This is a genomic window from Pseudomonas fulva (assembly GCF_023517795.1).
Taxonomy (GTDB): domain Bacteria; phylum Pseudomonadota; class Gammaproteobacteria; order Pseudomonadales; family Pseudomonadaceae; genus Aquipseudomonas; species Aquipseudomonas fulva_D.
Window position 1 is genome coordinate 3,429,777 of sequence record NZ_CP082928.1, and the last position, 14,227, is coordinate 3,444,003.

At 54.0% G+C, this 14,227-nt stretch carries 17 protein-coding genes; 14 read left to right on the forward strand and 3 right to left on the reverse strand.

All coding sequences use genetic code 11. The features are described from left to right. Nucleotides 1-452: 452 nt before the first annotated feature. On the forward strand, nucleotides 453-686 hold the full coding sequence (locus K8U54_RS15620) for a hypothetical protein (protein ID WP_249906675.1): 234 nt from the start codon (nucleotides 453-455) through the stop codon (nucleotides 684-686). Between the two features lie 76 nt (nucleotides 687-762). Further along, complete coding sequence (locus tag K8U54_RS15625; RefSeq protein WP_249906676.1) at nucleotides 763-1,875, forward strand: reverse transcriptase family protein; 1,113 nt, start codon at nucleotides 763-765, stop codon at nucleotides 1,873-1,875. Nucleotides 1,876-1,883: 8 nt separating this feature from the next. On the opposite strand, the gene K8U54_RS15630 is transcribed toward K8U54_RS15625, so the two are convergent. Next, nucleotides 1,884-2,737, reverse strand: a protein-coding gene (locus tag K8U54_RS15630) for an IS5 family transposase (protein ID WP_249906677.1) whose coding sequence is annotated in 2 segments (ribosomal slippage) — nucleotides 1,884-2,389 and nucleotides 2,389-2,737 — 855 coding nt in all. Because the reading frame shifts where the segments join, the coding sequence is not laid out codon by codon here. A 585-nt stretch (nucleotides 2,738-3,322) separates the two neighbouring features. Between K8U54_RS15630 and K8U54_RS15635 the strand changes: the two genes are divergently transcribed. Then, a complete protein-coding gene (locus tag K8U54_RS15635) occupies nucleotides 3,323-3,568 on the forward strand; it encodes a FitA-like ribbon-helix-helix domain-containing protein (protein WP_249906678.1) in 246 nt (81 codons plus the stop codon). Next, a complete protein-coding gene (locus tag K8U54_RS15640; RefSeq protein WP_249906679.1) occupies nucleotides 3,565-3,984 on the forward strand; it encodes a type II toxin-antitoxin system VapC family toxin in 420 nt (139 codons plus the stop codon). Before K8U54_RS15635 ends, K8U54_RS15640 begins: the two co-directional genes overlap by 4 nt. 231 nt (nucleotides 3,985-4,215) lie before the next feature. Here the strand turns inward: K8U54_RS15640 and K8U54_RS15645 are convergent, their stop codons facing one another. Together K8U54_RS15645 and K8U54_RS15650 are read right to left on the reverse strand one after the other, a co-directional pair. Further along, nucleotides 4,216-5,811, reverse strand: a complete 1,596-nt coding sequence (locus K8U54_RS15645) for a DUF262 domain-containing protein (protein ID WP_249906680.1) — start codon at nucleotides 5,809-5,811, stop codon at nucleotides 4,216-4,218. Between the two features lie 14 nt (nucleotides 5,812-5,825). Further along, nucleotides 5,826-6,632 carry a hypothetical protein gene (locus K8U54_RS15650; protein WP_249906681.1) on the reverse strand — a complete coding sequence of 269 codons (807 nt, stop codon included), beginning with the start codon at nucleotides 6,630-6,632 and terminating at the stop codon, nucleotides 5,826-5,828. Between the two features lie 824 nt (nucleotides 6,633-7,456). Between K8U54_RS15650 and K8U54_RS15655 the strand changes: the two genes are divergently transcribed. The 10 genes from K8U54_RS15655 (at nucleotide 7,457) to K8U54_RS15700 (ending at nucleotide 14,219) form a co-directional block, all read left to right on the forward strand. Continuing rightward, on the forward strand, nucleotides 7,457-7,729 hold the full coding sequence (locus K8U54_RS15655; protein WP_192424053.1) for a DNA-binding protein: 273 nt from the start codon (nucleotides 7,457-7,459) through the stop codon (nucleotides 7,727-7,729). Nucleotides 7,730-7,925: 196 nt separating this feature from the next. Next, on the forward strand, nucleotides 7,926-8,258 hold the full coding sequence (pflM, locus tag K8U54_RS15660; RefSeq protein WP_249906682.1) for a lysogeny maintenance protein PflM: 333 nt from the start codon (nucleotides 7,926-7,928) through the stop codon (nucleotides 8,256-8,258). Next, nucleotides 8,246-8,419 (forward strand): hypothetical protein, encoded by a 174-nt coding sequence (locus tag K8U54_RS15665; RefSeq protein WP_249906683.1) that lies wholly within the window; start codon nucleotides 8,246-8,248, stop codon nucleotides 8,417-8,419. The genes pflM and K8U54_RS15665 overlap by 13 nt, the downstream gene beginning before the upstream one ends. Next, nucleotides 8,419-8,616: a hypothetical protein gene (locus tag K8U54_RS15670; protein ID WP_249906684.1), complete on the forward strand. Its 198-nt coding sequence runs from the start codon at nucleotides 8,419-8,421 to the stop codon at nucleotides 8,614-8,616. Before K8U54_RS15665 ends, K8U54_RS15670 begins: the two co-directional genes overlap by 1 nt. 392 nt (nucleotides 8,617-9,008) lie before the next feature. Continuing rightward, nucleotides 9,009-9,362: a hypothetical protein gene (locus K8U54_RS15675; protein WP_249906685.1), complete on the forward strand. Its 354-nt coding sequence runs from the start codon at nucleotides 9,009-9,011 to the stop codon at nucleotides 9,360-9,362. Nucleotides 9,363-9,646: 284 nt separating this feature from the next. Continuing rightward, a complete protein-coding gene (locus tag K8U54_RS15680; protein ID WP_249906686.1) occupies nucleotides 9,647-9,949 on the forward strand; it encodes a hypothetical protein in 303 nt (100 codons plus the stop codon). 20 nt (nucleotides 9,950-9,969) lie between these two features. Beyond that, entirely contained in the window at nucleotides 9,970-11,379 is a 1,410-nt protein-coding gene (locus tag K8U54_RS15685) for a hypothetical protein (RefSeq protein WP_249906687.1), read from the forward strand. Further along, nucleotides 11,379-11,759: a hypothetical protein gene (locus K8U54_RS15690; RefSeq protein ID WP_249906688.1), complete on the forward strand. Its 381-nt coding sequence runs from the start codon at nucleotides 11,379-11,381 to the stop codon at nucleotides 11,757-11,759. The genes K8U54_RS15685 and K8U54_RS15690 overlap by 1 nt, the downstream gene beginning before the upstream one ends. A 9-nt stretch (nucleotides 11,760-11,768) precedes the next feature. Further along, the gene (locus K8U54_RS15695; protein WP_249906689.1) at nucleotides 11,769-12,866 is read left to right on the forward strand and encodes a zonular occludens toxin domain-containing protein; all 1,098 of its coding nucleotides are present in this window, start codon (nucleotides 11,769-11,771) and stop codon (nucleotides 12,864-12,866) included. A gap of 6 nt (nucleotides 12,867-12,872) precedes the next feature. Continuing rightward, a complete protein-coding gene (locus tag K8U54_RS15700) occupies nucleotides 12,873-14,219 on the forward strand; it encodes a type II secretion system protein GspD (protein ID WP_249906690.1) in 1,347 nt (448 codons plus the stop codon). Nucleotides 14,220-14,227 lie beyond the last annotated feature (8 nt).

Sequence of the window (14,227 nt, forward strand, 5' to 3'; positions counted from 1 at the left end):
GCCACATAAATCAGCTGCTTACCTCTCCCCTGTACCTTATCAATCCATACATCCCCACAAAAAGTAATACATGTAGTCACTGATGTCGTATTGACATCCTTGAGGCTGTAGTGGTAAAAAATCGCCTGTGCTGGGTGTACTTACCCAGATGCTCTTTAACTTTAGTGAAAAATGGGCTTGCAGTCTGTGATTGGTTAATTCCGATCAGTTTTGGGGTTCTCCAAAACTTCTTCCGCCCAACCGTTGCGAAGTGACCCGGTCGCTCAGCGCTACGTGTTGCGCCATGTGCGTGACGCTTACGTATGGGATCCGGTAAACGAGCTTTACGGCGGAGGGCTTTATCAAACAAGTTTGATAAAGCCAGAACTGTAGTTTGTAGAGGCATCTTCATAGTTCCTTTCGGCCCAGGCTGCTTGACGGCGGGGCAATCTCGCCCGAAAGGAGTATTCACTATGTTTAAGTTAAAGAAGCCCCGTAGTCGTAAGGCTCCGGTGGTGATGCGTAAAAATGAAGATGCCCGTGTCAACGCGGAAAACTGCAGTGATCAAAAGCCTGTAAAGGCCAAGATTAAGGCTGGCTTGAAAAGGCTGACTAAAGCTGCAGCTATCTACTGGTTGAAACAAGGGGTAATTTACCTTTGGGACAATCGTGAAATCATCTTGGGTGTATTCGGGATGGGCTCATGACACAACAAACTACATCATTCGAATTCTAGAATAGGGCTGCCATTGTTCAGCCCTATTTGTTTTTATGGTGCTTCAAATGGAATTGATTAATTACCCTTGTGCTCCTATATATAGTATTAAGTCTCTTGCACGCATGCTCGGTGAAGAGGCTCCATATCTCGAACGAATTGCATCAAAGTCTAATGGCCTTTATCGTACTGTCCCTCTGCTCAAAAAAGATGGCACGCCTCGCGAAACATATGACGCTTACGATCAGCTAAAAAAAATTCAAAAGAAAATTGCTCAGCGTATATTGAATCGAATTACGTATCCATTTTATCTTCATGGCGGCATTAGAGATAAAATCTCCCCTAGAAGTATTTACAGTAATTCAAAAGTCCATCTTGGCAACTCTTTTATTATACTTTTAGATGTTGAGGACTTTTATCCTTCCATCACATCTGAGCAAGTTAGATCTGTTTTCAATAACTGTCTCGGTTTTGGAGACAAGGTTTCATTTTTACTATCTGAATTGCTTACCAAGGATGGTAGAGTTCCTCAAGGTGCCTGTACCAGCAGCCATTTGGCGAATTTGGTTTTCTGGGACATTGAACCTAAAGTTCATTCCCATCTGAGTGATTTGGGCTTTGCTTACTCACGGTTTGCTGATGATATTACTATATCCTCTAAAGACGAGGTCGAAGCCGCCACTATAGGAAGTGTTGTTTCCAAGGTCGTCGGCATGTTGGCTTCTAAGGGCTGTAGACTAAAGCGCAGCAAGTTCCATATTCGCCGCCGTGGTCAATCCTTAAGTTTGAAAGATCGCGCCGTCCCGCTTACTGTTACTGGTCTATCGATTTTTAATCACCTTCGGCCTACTATTATCCAGTCCGATCGTAACCAAATTCGCTCAGCTGTAAAGAAATTAGAAGTTCTTGCTCATTCAGGTTGCGAATGGTCGACTCTGGAGGCGAGTTACAATAAGGTGATGGGGCAGATTGGTCGTTTAATCGCTTGCAATCACCCTGACGGTGACCGGCTTAAATACAGGATGAGAGTCCTAAGGGCTTATTATGATATTAATAGCTCTATCTCAGATAATTTTGTTACGTTGGCTAAAACTACTTTTTCCATAGACACTCAGCCTATTACTGAAGGCTCTCTCCCTCCATGGGAAGAGGGCAGTTTTTTACCACCCTCCACAAGATAACATAGATTCTAGGTTTTGTACGAAAAGTACTGACGCATGCAACGCAGGCTGCAGGCCAGCGTGACCATGGCTGAAAAGCTTCTCGCCAGCTTGTCGTAGCGAGTACCTATTCTGCGGTTCTCTTTCAGCCAGCCAAACATCCGCTCAATGATGTTCCGCTGCCGATACTTTGGACGATCAAAGAGTCGGGGCAGGCCAGGCCGAGGCTTGCGGGGCATGGCACGCAGCGGGATCACCGGCTGTATTCGGTAGCGGTCGCAGTAATGGCGCAAGTGTTGCGCGTCATAGCCTTTGTCAGCCAGTAACCAGCGACTGCGTTTGCGTGGACGCCCCGGCTTACCGGGAATTCGCACCTGATCCAGCAACGGCTGGGCATGAGCGATATCGCTGGTTTGCCCCGGCGAAAGAATGAAGCGTAATGGAACACCATTGGCGTCACAGATCATGTGAATCTTGGTAGTAAGGCCGCCTCGACTACGCCCCAAAGCATGATCTAGCGGTTCTTCAGGCCCCCTTTTTTCCCGGCGCCTGAAGAGGCTCGGGTTGCACGTATCGCAGTGGAATCGATCATCCAGGTGTCCAGATCAATCAGTCCCTCCCGGTTTAATCGGATGTGCAAGCGCTCCAGTATCCGGTCGAACGTACCGTCGTCGCGCCAGTCACGAAAACGCTGATACACCGTCGACCAAGGCCCAAAGCGTTCCGGCAGATCACGCCAGGCAGCGCCCGAGCAGAGGATCCACAGGATTGCGTGGAGTACCAGACGATCATCACTGCGTGGGCGACCCATCTTCTGCTCTGGAGAAACCAGATCCTTGATCAATTCCCACGATGCGTCGGTGAGTTCGTAACGCTTTGCCATGCGGGCCTCCAGCCAATCATGGCGGCAATTTTACCCGTACCGACTTTTCGTACAAAACCTAGGTCTCAAGCTTTTTTCGAAAAGGGGACAGATTTATTTTCGGCATAGTGCCATTGCGCGCTGGCCCCAGTAAATCGCGAAATGCAGCATCTCGCGCGAAGGCTGATTTAGCGAGGCGCAATGGTCTGAGCAGTTCTACCGTAGGCAAGGTGGGAGGGCGGCATGGCAGTGATTCGCTATGCCGGTGTCGTGAGCTACCGGCCCGTTCGGTGCCGATCCCGAAGGAAGTTAGAGACTGCGCTGTAGGTTGCGATGCCAGGATCTGGCTGACTGTTCATGCTCTGCAGGGCTGCGTTTCGTAAGCCTACCAGTGCTGCGGTTTTCACACCTCGGGGGCGTCTGCGGCACACGTCCATTGCAATAACCATTGGTTATGCGCACCTGTCGCTTTATCACTTGGCCTCAGCAATTCGGCTGTCGCCGTTGCAGCAGGGCAGTCATGCCGTTACCTAGCAAACATGTGTGCATGTCTGTAAGTACGCCCGTATGATAGCAATGACTGCATTGATTTCATTTGGAGGCGGCATGGCAACTATCACGATTCGAAATCTGGATGATGATCTCAAGGCGATGCTGCGCGTTGTCGCTGCCAGCCACGGGCGCTCCATGGAAGAGGAGGCGCGGGTGATCATTCGTGAAGCCTTAACCAAGCAAGACAAGAAAGGCGGTTTGGGCAGTCGCATCCATGCCCGGTTTTCTACGGTGGCGGGTGCTGACCTTGAACTGCCTGAGCGAAGCAGCAAAGCCAGGGCTGCGAGCTTCGACGAATGATCCTGCTCGATACCAACGTGCTTTCGGAGCTGATGAAGGCAAAACCTGCGCCCGAGGTGGTGGCCTGGATCGATCAGCAGCCTGCAGGGCAGCTTTATATAAGCGCCATCACGGTGGCTGAAATTCTCTACGGCATTGCGCGGTTGCCGGATGGCAAGCGCAAGGCGTCGTTTGCGGATCTGGCCAGGTTGATGTTCGACGAGGATTTCGCGGGCCGCATCTTGCCTTTCGATACCGAGGCGGCGAGCCGCTATGCCAGTCTGGCGGCGGCGAGTGAGGCGAAGGGGCGAGTGGCTGATATGGCCGATGCCCAGATCGCTGCCATTGCGGCTCTATACGACGTACCTGTCGCTACGCGTAATGTCCGCCACTTCGCCCATCTGGGGGTTAGCGTCATCAATCCGTGGGTCGATTGATCCTATCGTTCTTGGCAATCCAGCATTTTTCGAGCGCGCACAAAAAAGGGCTTACCTTTCGGTAAACCCTTGTTTTGTTTGGTGGCTACGCAGGGACTTGAACCCCGGACCCCAGCATTATGAATCCGCTAAGCTCCACCCGACTGATCCAGAAAGCCCCATATATAGAGGCTTTCGGCCTTTCTATGACCTGGTAGTGCCACATTATCCCTGTAAAACTTGCTTATGTAGTCACTGTGGCTGCTCTCCAGTTCCTACCATCTGTACCGCTTTGTGGTGTAGGTCGTTAGCTCTTGTTACCAGGAAATTTACTACATCGCCTTCATATAGGGCTCTTGCTGCATGCTCAGATATGAATTGAGATGCTAATATATCCCAGTTCTCTTCTTCATATAATCTGATTATATCAGCTCTTATATCAGAGCTAGATTGCCTTGGCAGCGAACGATCAACTAGCACCAGATTAGAAAAGATCTTGGCTGAAACTGATTGCCGGGCACCTGCATCCGCCAATTCATTCAAGGTATATATTACGCCGAAGCTCTCTGTGAAGTCACTTGTCATGTATTTAACAGGTTCGATTATCGCTCCATTTTTTAAGCAGGCAGCGTTATTCGCAGCAAACATCATTGCAAATGTCGTCGACAAAGCCTTGCCTGATAGAAGTCTTCTCTCGTGTAGATCTATTGCGGAAAGTTTTAGTCGTGGTTCCAGTCCTCTGATTTCACTACGTATTAGTCCTCGCCAGTTTTCTAGAGCTCGGACTACGTAGTGATCAGGTTTTCCGCGGAGACTCTCATTAAAGCCAGCTGCCCAATACCAGCTAATAAGTAGCTGAATGTCCTCGTCGCTCGCATCCTCTAACGTTATTGCTTTAAATAAAAGCAATAATTGACCTTCGTACGGAACTAGGTGCGAAGAAAATATACGAAAGTTTTCTTCAAGAAATCTGGAAATAATCGATAGATTCGTCACCGTCTTTCCAAATGCGTCAGCCAGCTCCTGTGGTTTGAAGTCTCTTAACCCAAGTAGGCCGTCAGTTGTTGGCGGAGTTCCTAGAACGAGTCCTACACACTTAATAACCGTTTCAGGATCAAGATCCAGTCCGCACTGTGAGAGCGACGATACTGACTCTTCTAAATACTTATTTAGGTCGAAGTTCTCGGCCCAAGTAATGGCCCTCATAAAATCTACAGGATCAAGCCTTGTTCCTGTAGAGTTAATTCTCTCAAATATGCCTACAATCCTATGTATATCTATCCCTCTAATTGTGACGACAGGGATCATGTATTCTTGAAATGCAGCTTGAAGAAGAAGCAGCTTTTCGATTAGTTCATCCGCATTATCTAATGTCGCTATCTTACTTTGTTGTTCCAGTAGCTGCCTTGGCTTGAATATAGCCGAAAGCGGCACATGTATTGCGCCTTCCTCAATAACGTCAGATCGATGTATGAATCGCCCTTCTGTCAAATCATATAAAACATCAAATTTAGGATCTCCAGTTGTTTGCCCAAAGTGAAAAACACCATATAGGCTTGAGAGACGCTGCATTCCATCAAGGACGTATGCTGTAGGAAATTGCTCATCAACATTCGGAAAAGCGGTCGAATCACTTGGAGCTATTTTAAGTATTTGTGAGTCTACTGCCCACAACAGAAGGCTGCCAACGGGATATCCATCAGTTACGCTATCTAGAAGATCAAGAATTTGCTTTTCCTTCCAGACAAACTCCCTTTGGAATGCTGGAATCCTAATATCTCCCGAGGATATCTGCCTAAATATTGTGACCAAATGGAGGACTGATGGCTGCGGGGAACTTATAGACATTTTACTCTCCTTGGTCACTCTGCAGAGCCTTCATTTTTAGGCTTAATCATATCATCTTTGAATGACTGGATTACACCTTCTAAGAGGTGCAGTCCATGGCCAAGATACGCTGACTTGAATTCAGGGGATTCAGCTTCCCACTTCCATTCACCTTTATTTCCGCCACTCACCCTACGCTCTTCATAAATACTGTGCGTCAGCGACGTTATCACTTCAGCCAGTTGCGTAGTGATTTGAATTTCAATCCACATCGAACAATCTTTTATATTGCCTGCAATATTGACGGGGGCGGAAAATCTAACATAAAAGTGCCATGCATAGTAGCCTGCATCAGTGCTGAGTGATCTGTGATTATACTCTGCCCCCTGGGCTTGGCAAAAAGCCTCCAGCTTATGGCAAACAAACTTTGGCCCATCCATATACTTGCAGACAATCCGAGTTCTTAATAAGTCGTCGATTGCACTGTACATGTCTACCGGATCTATTAATCCAGCTCTAGGTGCTTCAGGGTAATTGCGATTATAAATTACATTATTTCTATATATTTTTAGTAGCGTGCTTTCTAGTGGCTTAGTATGGATTTTCAAATCACTAGCGGCATCTGCAGGATAAAACAGCAGTTCTGATCTTCCGCCAGAGTATTCACTTCCCATGTTTTTCAGGGTGTCTAGCACGCCTGCCCATATGTGCGAGCTATTAGCCTCTGCGCTCGCCGCAAGCATGTTCATGCGATGGGCTTTTTCAGCTGTGGGAATATCGGGTAAGCCGATAGCCTCCAGGCAGCTTGCTTTGAACTCCTCGAAACTAGGCTTTTGAGCCACGGCATGTCCCTCACATCTTCTAGTCGGTCTTACCCAATGGCTTTTGCACGTTCATTTTCTTAACACTCCTTCTGCCATAATCTTTTACTCTCTCACGCGATTCATTAATGGCTTTCCTTAGCTTTATGCATTTCTTAATGATGCGACGAACTCCGCTATTCGCATCGCGTTCTTGTTGATCTAGGGCTTTAAAGTGTCTCTGACTGAATCGCCAAGCGAGTCTTTGCTACTCATTGACCAGCCCGTTCAAGGTCTTGCCATGAGCTTCGGCTGCTGACCCCAATTGCTTCACCTGCCTGGGTGGCAATAAGCTTGGATTCTTTTCAGGGATTGTGCTTATGTCTAGGGCCGATGCCAACAGCTTCCTTTTCATTGGTCTTCTCCATTCCTTCGGGCGTACCAGCGCCTAGCTACTTCCTGTGTGATCGCTATCCCGCGTTTGGATTGGCCAAGTTTCTGCTGGCCTCGGCGTAGTCAGGATCTATTTGGCCGTTTTCAGGCGCGGTCATGCCAGTCCTGAGCCATAAAGAGTACTCAGGGTAGCGATTTGCTATCAAGTCCAATTCATTAGTGCGCAAATTTGCTCGCTTGTCGTAGCGAATGGTCTTGCACCTTTCTTCCTTTAGTCCTGTGGCTTCGCCGACCTCGCGATGCCCAAAAACTGCCATAAAATGTCTAACCCTATCCTGTGTTGATTCCATAAAGATCTAAAAACTCTTCGTTGAAATATTCCACAGCTCATTGGAGGTGGTATTATTCCACTCGGATAGTGGAAATATACCACTTCGGCCGACGTGATGATCGATGGATTATAGGGGCTTTGCATGGAACAGTCTGGAATAGTGGGGTTCGACACACAGGGAAACCCGGAACGCGTCAACGATCTGCGTGATGCGCCGTTTTGCTCAAAGCACGTGTTCGCCAAGCTGCTGGGTATCGACGTGATTACCGAGGATGTCGTACGCGGCTGGATCGAATCCGGCACCGTCCCGACCGCCAAGATTGGCCGTCACCGCGTCATCAACCTGCACCGCATCCGCCGTGACATGGAACGCGGCAAGACCGTGTTCTGTGCGGGGGACTACGGCGATGACTAAGACCTTCGTTGTCGAGACCTGCACGTTCCATGGGGTTACCAAGCGCCGTCGTTGGCACCTTGTGCACACCGGTGCTACCCGAGCGGATTGCCGCGCTTACATCAAGAAAACCGTCATAGACCTTTATGCCCACTGGTGCCCTGAGCGTGCTACCGATCTGTTCCGCGTCCGTTACGTGAGGCCAGGTAAATGAGCCATGCAAAAGTACCTGCACCAACCCCACAGTCCGGACTGCGACTGCTCTGTCTGCTATGTCAAAAGACTGGGGCCTATCAGCCTGTCGCCACGCTGCGCCCAATGCCGCCCCGTTCGCTGTTTTCCGGTCGTTGGCCAAATGCGGCTGGTGAACGGGCACTGGCTTCACGTGAGCAGTACCTACCGTTGGGTCTCGGGCTTTACCTGTCCCCAGCACTCACCAACCCCGCGCCCGCCTCGGTACTGGTACGTGGTGGAAAACATCGGCAAGCCAACGCCCTACGTCCCGCGCTGGGATCTGTTCGAGCTGGAGTCTGAGCCATGCACGACCTGACCGGATTCATGCCTGTAGGCGAGTGCTTTTACTGCGGCCAAACCCTGGTGGTGAGCTGCCAGGGCTTCAACGTGGCGGACATCCCGGACGTGATCGTTTGCCGCGACTGCCAGGACATCAACGAACGTCGTCTCGCTGAACTTGAAGGGGAAACCGAGTAATGCCCGGCATCGTCCTGACCGTCGCCCAAGCCGCTGAGCTGTTGCCGTTGGCCAGCCAGCAACTGGGCCGCATTCAGCACCAACAGGACGCTGCCAACGAGAAAGGCATCCCGGAAAACTGGGGTGTGGATGAATGGCAGGCAATCGTAGAAGCCCTGCAGGGCCCAATCGTTCATGGGGTGGTGTATGTCGCCTGAGCTGTTCGTTGTTATCACGTACTGCCTGCTGGTTCTGTGCTTCGTGACCCTCGGCCTGTTGTTCGCCTTCCTGCTACTGCGCCGTGAGTTCTGCCCGCGCCCTGGTGGTCAGCCGAATCAGTCGCCTCCGGCGTCCGTGACTGGCCAACGCGATCACTCGGCCAGTTCACCGCGCGCACCGCCAGTCGCGGGCGACGGTGGCGAAATGGGATGACAAGGGCAAGGCCCTTGGTGTGAACAAACGATCAGGCACCGCCTGACCCGGCTTTAACCCCGGTAGACCGATAAGCACCTGCAGGTTTTGAACTTCGAAGTTCACCTGCACGGACTCGCTCGGCCTGCTGAAAGGCAAAACCGCGCAATAACGCGCAACTGAAAAGAGGAAACACCCAATGGCACGTTCGACTATGGAAGTTGCATTCCTGGGCACTCAGATGACTCAGGTCGATGACACCAAATACGCCAAGGTCTTCTACGGCGACGAACCGGACGGCAAGACCGAGCACGGCCTGTCCATCATCGGCATGGCCATCGCTGAAGACGCCGCCGACGAAGTGTTCATGGCCGGCGCTCAGTTCGAGCCCCTGCAACTGGTGCGCATCACCTTCGACGTGGCCCGCGGCGGCCAGAACAAGGGCAAGAACCTCGCCCTGCATATCGAAGCTGTGGACAACAAAGCCCGCTCCGCTGCGAGCCCCGCGCCTGCTGGCAACGCCGGTAAGCCTGCCGACCCGGCCAAAGCCTAACCCTGACCGCCTGGAGTTCACCGTATGGGAATCGACGCCTATCTGGCCAACGTCACCCTGGGTGATCTCTGGGCCCTGCAGTTCATTCAAGGCGTGGTGATGATCGCCGCCCTTGGCCTTATCCACGGGCACCAGAGGTAACGGTTTATGGCTTTCACCTGGGGGCAGTACCTCGTTATCGCTGGGCTCTTTGTGGGTGCTCTCGGGATTGGCGTGTCCTGGGGGGCCTTCCGGCTCGGCTGGAAGGAAATCGTCGACGCTTCAACCAACTGAGGAAACAACTCATGTACCAAAGCAAAAAAGAAGCTGCCAATCGTGGCGGCCAGCTCGTACAGAACGAGGCCAGTGTCGGTAAAGCACTGGGCGGCAAATCGCTCGCTCTGATCACTGCCGGTGCGGCTTCGCTGACTGCCGGTTCCGCCAATGCTGCAATCACCGTTCCGCCTGAGCTGCTCGAAGTCTTCACCGATCTGGCACTCGCGTTCGGCACCCTGATGGCTGCCGGTGCCGTGCTGTTCGGCGTCATCCGTGGTGGTGTGGCCCTGTTCAAGATCGCCGGTCGCGTGTTCAGCGCTGCGGGCGCCTAAACAGGGTTGGGGGTCGACTGATGCGTACGGCTTTCGGCCTCCGCCTGCTACTTGCTCTCACCCTTATGGGGTGGGGGCAGTTTGTTTTTGCTGAGCAATACGCTTGGAAGTATGACGAATCGGGCAAGACATTCCCCGATCCGGCTTCGGCCTGTAAGGCGGCGTATTCATTAAACGAACACTGGTCCTATAGTCGCGCTGCGCGGTACAACAACAATGAAGGCTCTTTTCGTTGTTACGGTCTTCCTAGGCAAAATCCTCAACCCTCCCAGGAAAGCTCCCATTATTTTGCCTCCCGTATTGGTGATACCTGCACGGGAACTTATGACGCCCAAACCGGCGTATGCACGCCACCTCCTGCCGCCTGCGAACCGCTTGCCGGTCAACGCTTCAGCTTCTTTGCCAACGTTCCTAACGGTGGCTCCAGCCTGCCCGGTGAATACATCTGCCAAGAAGGCTGCCGGGCTGCTTGGTCTGGCGAGTGCGGCACTAACGATCAAGGCATCTCCGCTTGCTGGGGCCTTGCTACCTACAACGGTCAGGTCTGCCAGAGTGGTGACACTCCGTCCGGCCTCGGCAATCCGCCGACTGACCCCACCGACCCGACCACACCGCCAACCGATCCCACTGACCCGACTGAGCCACCAGATCCTACCGATCCGCCTCCGGTCTGCGGCCCTGGTCATACATGGTCGGGCACTACCTGCGTAAAAGATCCGCCCAAGCCCTGTGATCCGTCCACGGGCGAAGTCTGCCCGCCGCCAGATCCAACAGACCCCACCGATCCGACCGACCCTAACAACCCCGGCGACGACGGCAACGGCCCTGGAGACGGTGACGGAGAGCCCGGTACGCCCGGTGGTGATGGTGACGGCGACCAAGAAAAGCTCGGCCCGAAAATCGACAAAACCAACAGCCTGCTAGACGGCATCAGTAAGGCCCTGGGCAACCTGGGCGATGCCTTCAAAGAGTTTGCTGAGGATGTTCTGGGCGAGAAGTACGACGGTGAAGGTGAAGGCGATGAAAAGAGCATCGGTGATGCGGCTGCAGGACTGGCCGGCAATTTTGCCGGTGCCTTCGGCCAGGGCATGACTGACACGCTCGCGGCGCAGGAAGCCTCTGATATCGCCACCCTAGCGGACATCTCCAACATCGTTAACAACGAGTGGTTTGGCCCCGGCACCGCTGCCTATAAGGCCATTTACATCATCGACGGCGTATTACCCCGTAGCACGTCGTGCTCGCCCTTCGACGTGAAGATCGATGCCGGAAAGCTGCACACCAACCTGCGTCTCGACGCCTGCGAGCTGAGCCGTATCAAGCCATTGCTCGAGTGGATTATCTGGATGCTGACCCTTATCGGGGTGTGGCGCATCGCCTATGCCGGTCTGCGACTGGAAAACGCTAAAGCTGAGAAAGGAGGCTTCTGATGTTCGGGCTTCGCTGGATTACCGGTTGGCTGGGCAAGTTCTTCCCCAACCTGTTCAAGCGCCTCAATGGCTGGCTTCTGGCCTTTATCACGCCGCTGATTGCGCCGTTTTTCGAGTTCATCACCAAGTTCTTTCGCAAGGTCGTCTTGTTCCTCGCAATTGTCGCCGCAATCGGCGTTCTGCTGATGGCCTTCGCCGCCGCTATCAACGGCATTGCCGGTGGGCTGGTAAATGCCATGGCGCCCGACCTGATCAGCTTCGGGCGCATGTTTCTGCCGTCCAACCTCAGTGCGGGCATCACCATTTTGCTGTTCGCCCGGCTGCAGTCGCTGATCTTCATGTGGGCACACCGGCTCACCGAAAAGTTTATCCACACCTGAGGATCGCCCGTGGCCGTCTACATCGTTACCGGCAAGCTGGGGGCTGGCAAAACCCTGCTGTGCATTCTCAAGATTCTGGAATACCTCAAGGCCCGCCGCCGCGTTGCCGTCAACGTCGATGTGAAGATGGACAAGCTCTGCCGGGCCGATAACAAGTACTCGCGCCTTGTCCGCCTGCCTGACCTGCCATCGGCTGAAGATCTGGTCGGCCTGGGCTTCGGCCATGAAACCTACGACGAGGAAAAATTCGGCGGGATCTTCCTCGACGAAGCCGGCGTGTGGCTCAACTCCCGCGACTGGAATTCCGGTGGTCGTACCGACCTGCTGAAGTTCTTCCTATTCCTGCGCAAACGCCGCTGGGATCTGTGGTTGTGCGTGCAAAACGTCAACGTCATCGACAAACAGATCCGCGAATCCATCGCTGAACACGTGGTGTACATCAACCGCTGGGACAAGCTGAAGATCCCCTTCGTGTTCCGCCTGCCGCTGCGCGTGCTGAGCCTGGGCATGTGGAAAGGCAACCTGCCAAAGCTGCATCAGGCCATCGTGAAATACGGCGCCAAGTTCAACTCGCCCAAGGTGGAAGACTGGTTCTATCAGGGCAAAGAGTTCTACAGCTATTACGACACCACCCAGGAATACAACAAGGACTACGACAAGGGCTCGTATTCCATGCTCCCGCCCGGCTACTGGCGTCGCCGCCTTCCTGCCTCACCTCGCGACCTGGGGTTTCTTATGCGCACCACCAAAATCTTCTTCCGCCGCACTCGGGTGGTGAACGCCTTTTTCCTGGGCGGCCTGATCACCCTGTTTGTCTCGCTGCCGGTGTTCGCCGCCATTGCCTGGATCCGCTACCCAAGCGCGCCCGTACAGGCACAAGCCGCTGAGCCTGAGCAGAAGAAAGCCACGCTTGAAGACGAGTTCGCCGGCCTGCGCATCGCTTCCTATGGGCTCATGTCGGGGCAGTCCCGCTATGTGTTCGTTGATCCCGACGGCAAGCGCATCCGCTCCGAGGATCTGCTCTCCCGCGCAATCACCATCGATCCACGGGGGCCGCGAGAAGTGCGGTTGCTGCGTGGCACTGACTCCCTCACCGTCTACAGGTAATCGGCCATGAAACGTTGCTGGCTTTCCCTGGCACTGCTGCCGCTCGCACTCACCTCAACCCTGGCCCGCGCTGCCGTGGAGAAGATCGAACTGTACGACTCCACCCTGCAGGACTTCGTAGAGTGGGCCGCAGTGATGCTCAATAAATCGGTGGTGGTTGGCTCCGATATCCGCTCCGCGCCAATCTCCATCTTCGCCACCTTCGATGGCCCCCAGGAACTTGAACAGCTACTGGAAAACGCCGTCCTGTCCTCGGGCTTTCACTACTCCAAAAGCCCCAACGCGATCCGCATCAGTGCGCAGCCGATTCAGGAATCGCCCGTCCTGGTCACTGAGGTGATTCAGCTCCAGCACCTGCAGTCCGACTTCGCCGAACAGTCCGTCCGCGATGTGTTGGCTTCTCGCGCCGACCGCACCAACGAAGCCAGCACAACCGGCCAGGTACTCGTCACACCATCGCCTACCTCCAACGCCCTGATCGTCACCGCCACGCGCCCCCAGCTGGACGCCATCAAACAGGTGGTTACGGAAATCGACCGACCGCGGCGGCAAGTGCAGATCACCGCGGTTGTGGCTGAGCTGTCCGACAACGACTTCGAAGCCCTGGGCCTCAATGCCGCTGCAGGCTCCAACCGTCTCGACCTGTCAGGCCGCACCATCCGGTCTTCGGATCGCTCCGACCTAGGCTTCAGCCTCACATTCTCCGGGCCAACCATCTCGGCCTTCCTGCAGGCGGTGCGCTCCAGCTCCACCAGCAACCTGTTATCCACGCCCCAGCTGCTGACCCTCAACCGTGAGCCCGCTTCCATCGTCGTCGGCCAGAACGTCCCTTTCATCACCGGCCAGACCACCAGCGGCTCCACGCCGGCATCAGATCCGTTTCAAACCATCGTGCGCCAGGATGTTGGGGTAACCCTGCAGGTCACCCCCTTCATCACGCCGGCCGACGCGATAGAGCTGCAGGTCAGCCAGTCCGCTTCCAGTGTCTCGGACGACAACACCGCCGCCGACATCATCACCAACACGCGCCGCATCATCACGCGGGTACAGCTCAAGGATGGCCAAGGGGTGCTCCTGGGTGGGCTGCGATCGACGCAGACCGATCGATCAACCAGCGCCGTGCCCATCCTGGGCGATATCCCGTACCTGGGGCGCGCCTTCCGCTACGAATCCAACCGCGTACGCACCACCAACCTCGTGGTCCTCATAACCGCCCGTATACAGGCCCTGAACCACACCGAGCTGATGCCGGCTGATGCGGGGCCGTGGATGGATCTTTCGTTCGGCGCGCCGCCCGGCGGTGGTTTGGGCGCAGCCCGTGACACCGCCGGGCGCGCGTCGGGCGCCCGGTGACGTCCCTG

Coding starts and splice junctions, on each gene's coding strand:
- K8U54_RS15670 (WP_249906684.1), top strand. CDS start 8,419: ATGCCCGGCATCGTCCTGACCGTCGCCCAAGCCGCTGAGCTGTTGCCG.
- K8U54_RS15620 (WP_249906675.1), top strand. CDS start 453: ATGTTTAAGTTAAAGAAGCCCCGTAGTCGTAAGGCTCCGGTGGTGATG.
- K8U54_RS15625 (WP_249906676.1), top strand. CDS start 763: ATGGAATTGATTAATTACCCTTGTGCTCCTATATATAGTATTAAGTCT.
- K8U54_RS15675 (WP_249906685.1), top strand. CDS start 9,009: ATGGCACGTTCGACTATGGAAGTTGCATTCCTGGGCACTCAGATGACT.
- K8U54_RS15655 (WP_192424053.1), top strand. CDS start 7,457: ATGGAACAGTCTGGAATAGTGGGGTTCGACACACAGGGAAACCCGGAA.
- K8U54_RS15645 (WP_249906680.1), bottom strand. CDS start 5,811: ATGTCTATAAGTTCCCCGCAGCCATCAGTCCTCCATTTGGTCACAATA.
- K8U54_RS15665 (WP_249906683.1), top strand. CDS start 8,246: ATGCACGACCTGACCGGATTCATGCCTGTAGGCGAGTGCTTTTACTGC.
- K8U54_RS15635 (WP_249906678.1), top strand. CDS start 3,323: ATGGCAACTATCACGATTCGAAATCTGGATGATGATCTCAAGGCGATG.
- K8U54_RS15700 (WP_249906690.1), top strand. CDS start 12,873: ATGAAACGTTGCTGGCTTTCCCTGGCACTGCTGCCGCTCGCACTCACC.
- K8U54_RS15685 (WP_249906687.1), top strand. CDS start 9,970: ATGCGTACGGCTTTCGGCCTCCGCCTGCTACTTGCTCTCACCCTTATG.
- K8U54_RS15690 (WP_249906688.1), top strand. CDS start 11,379: ATGTTCGGGCTTCGCTGGATTACCGGTTGGCTGGGCAAGTTCTTCCCC.
- pflM (WP_249906682.1), top strand. CDS start 7,926: ATGCAAAAGTACCTGCACCAACCCCACAGTCCGGACTGCGACTGCTCT.
- K8U54_RS15640 (WP_249906679.1), top strand. CDS start 3,565: ATGATCCTGCTCGATACCAACGTGCTTTCGGAGCTGATGAAGGCAAAA.
- K8U54_RS15680 (WP_249906686.1), top strand. CDS start 9,647: ATGTACCAAAGCAAAAAAGAAGCTGCCAATCGTGGCGGCCAGCTCGTA.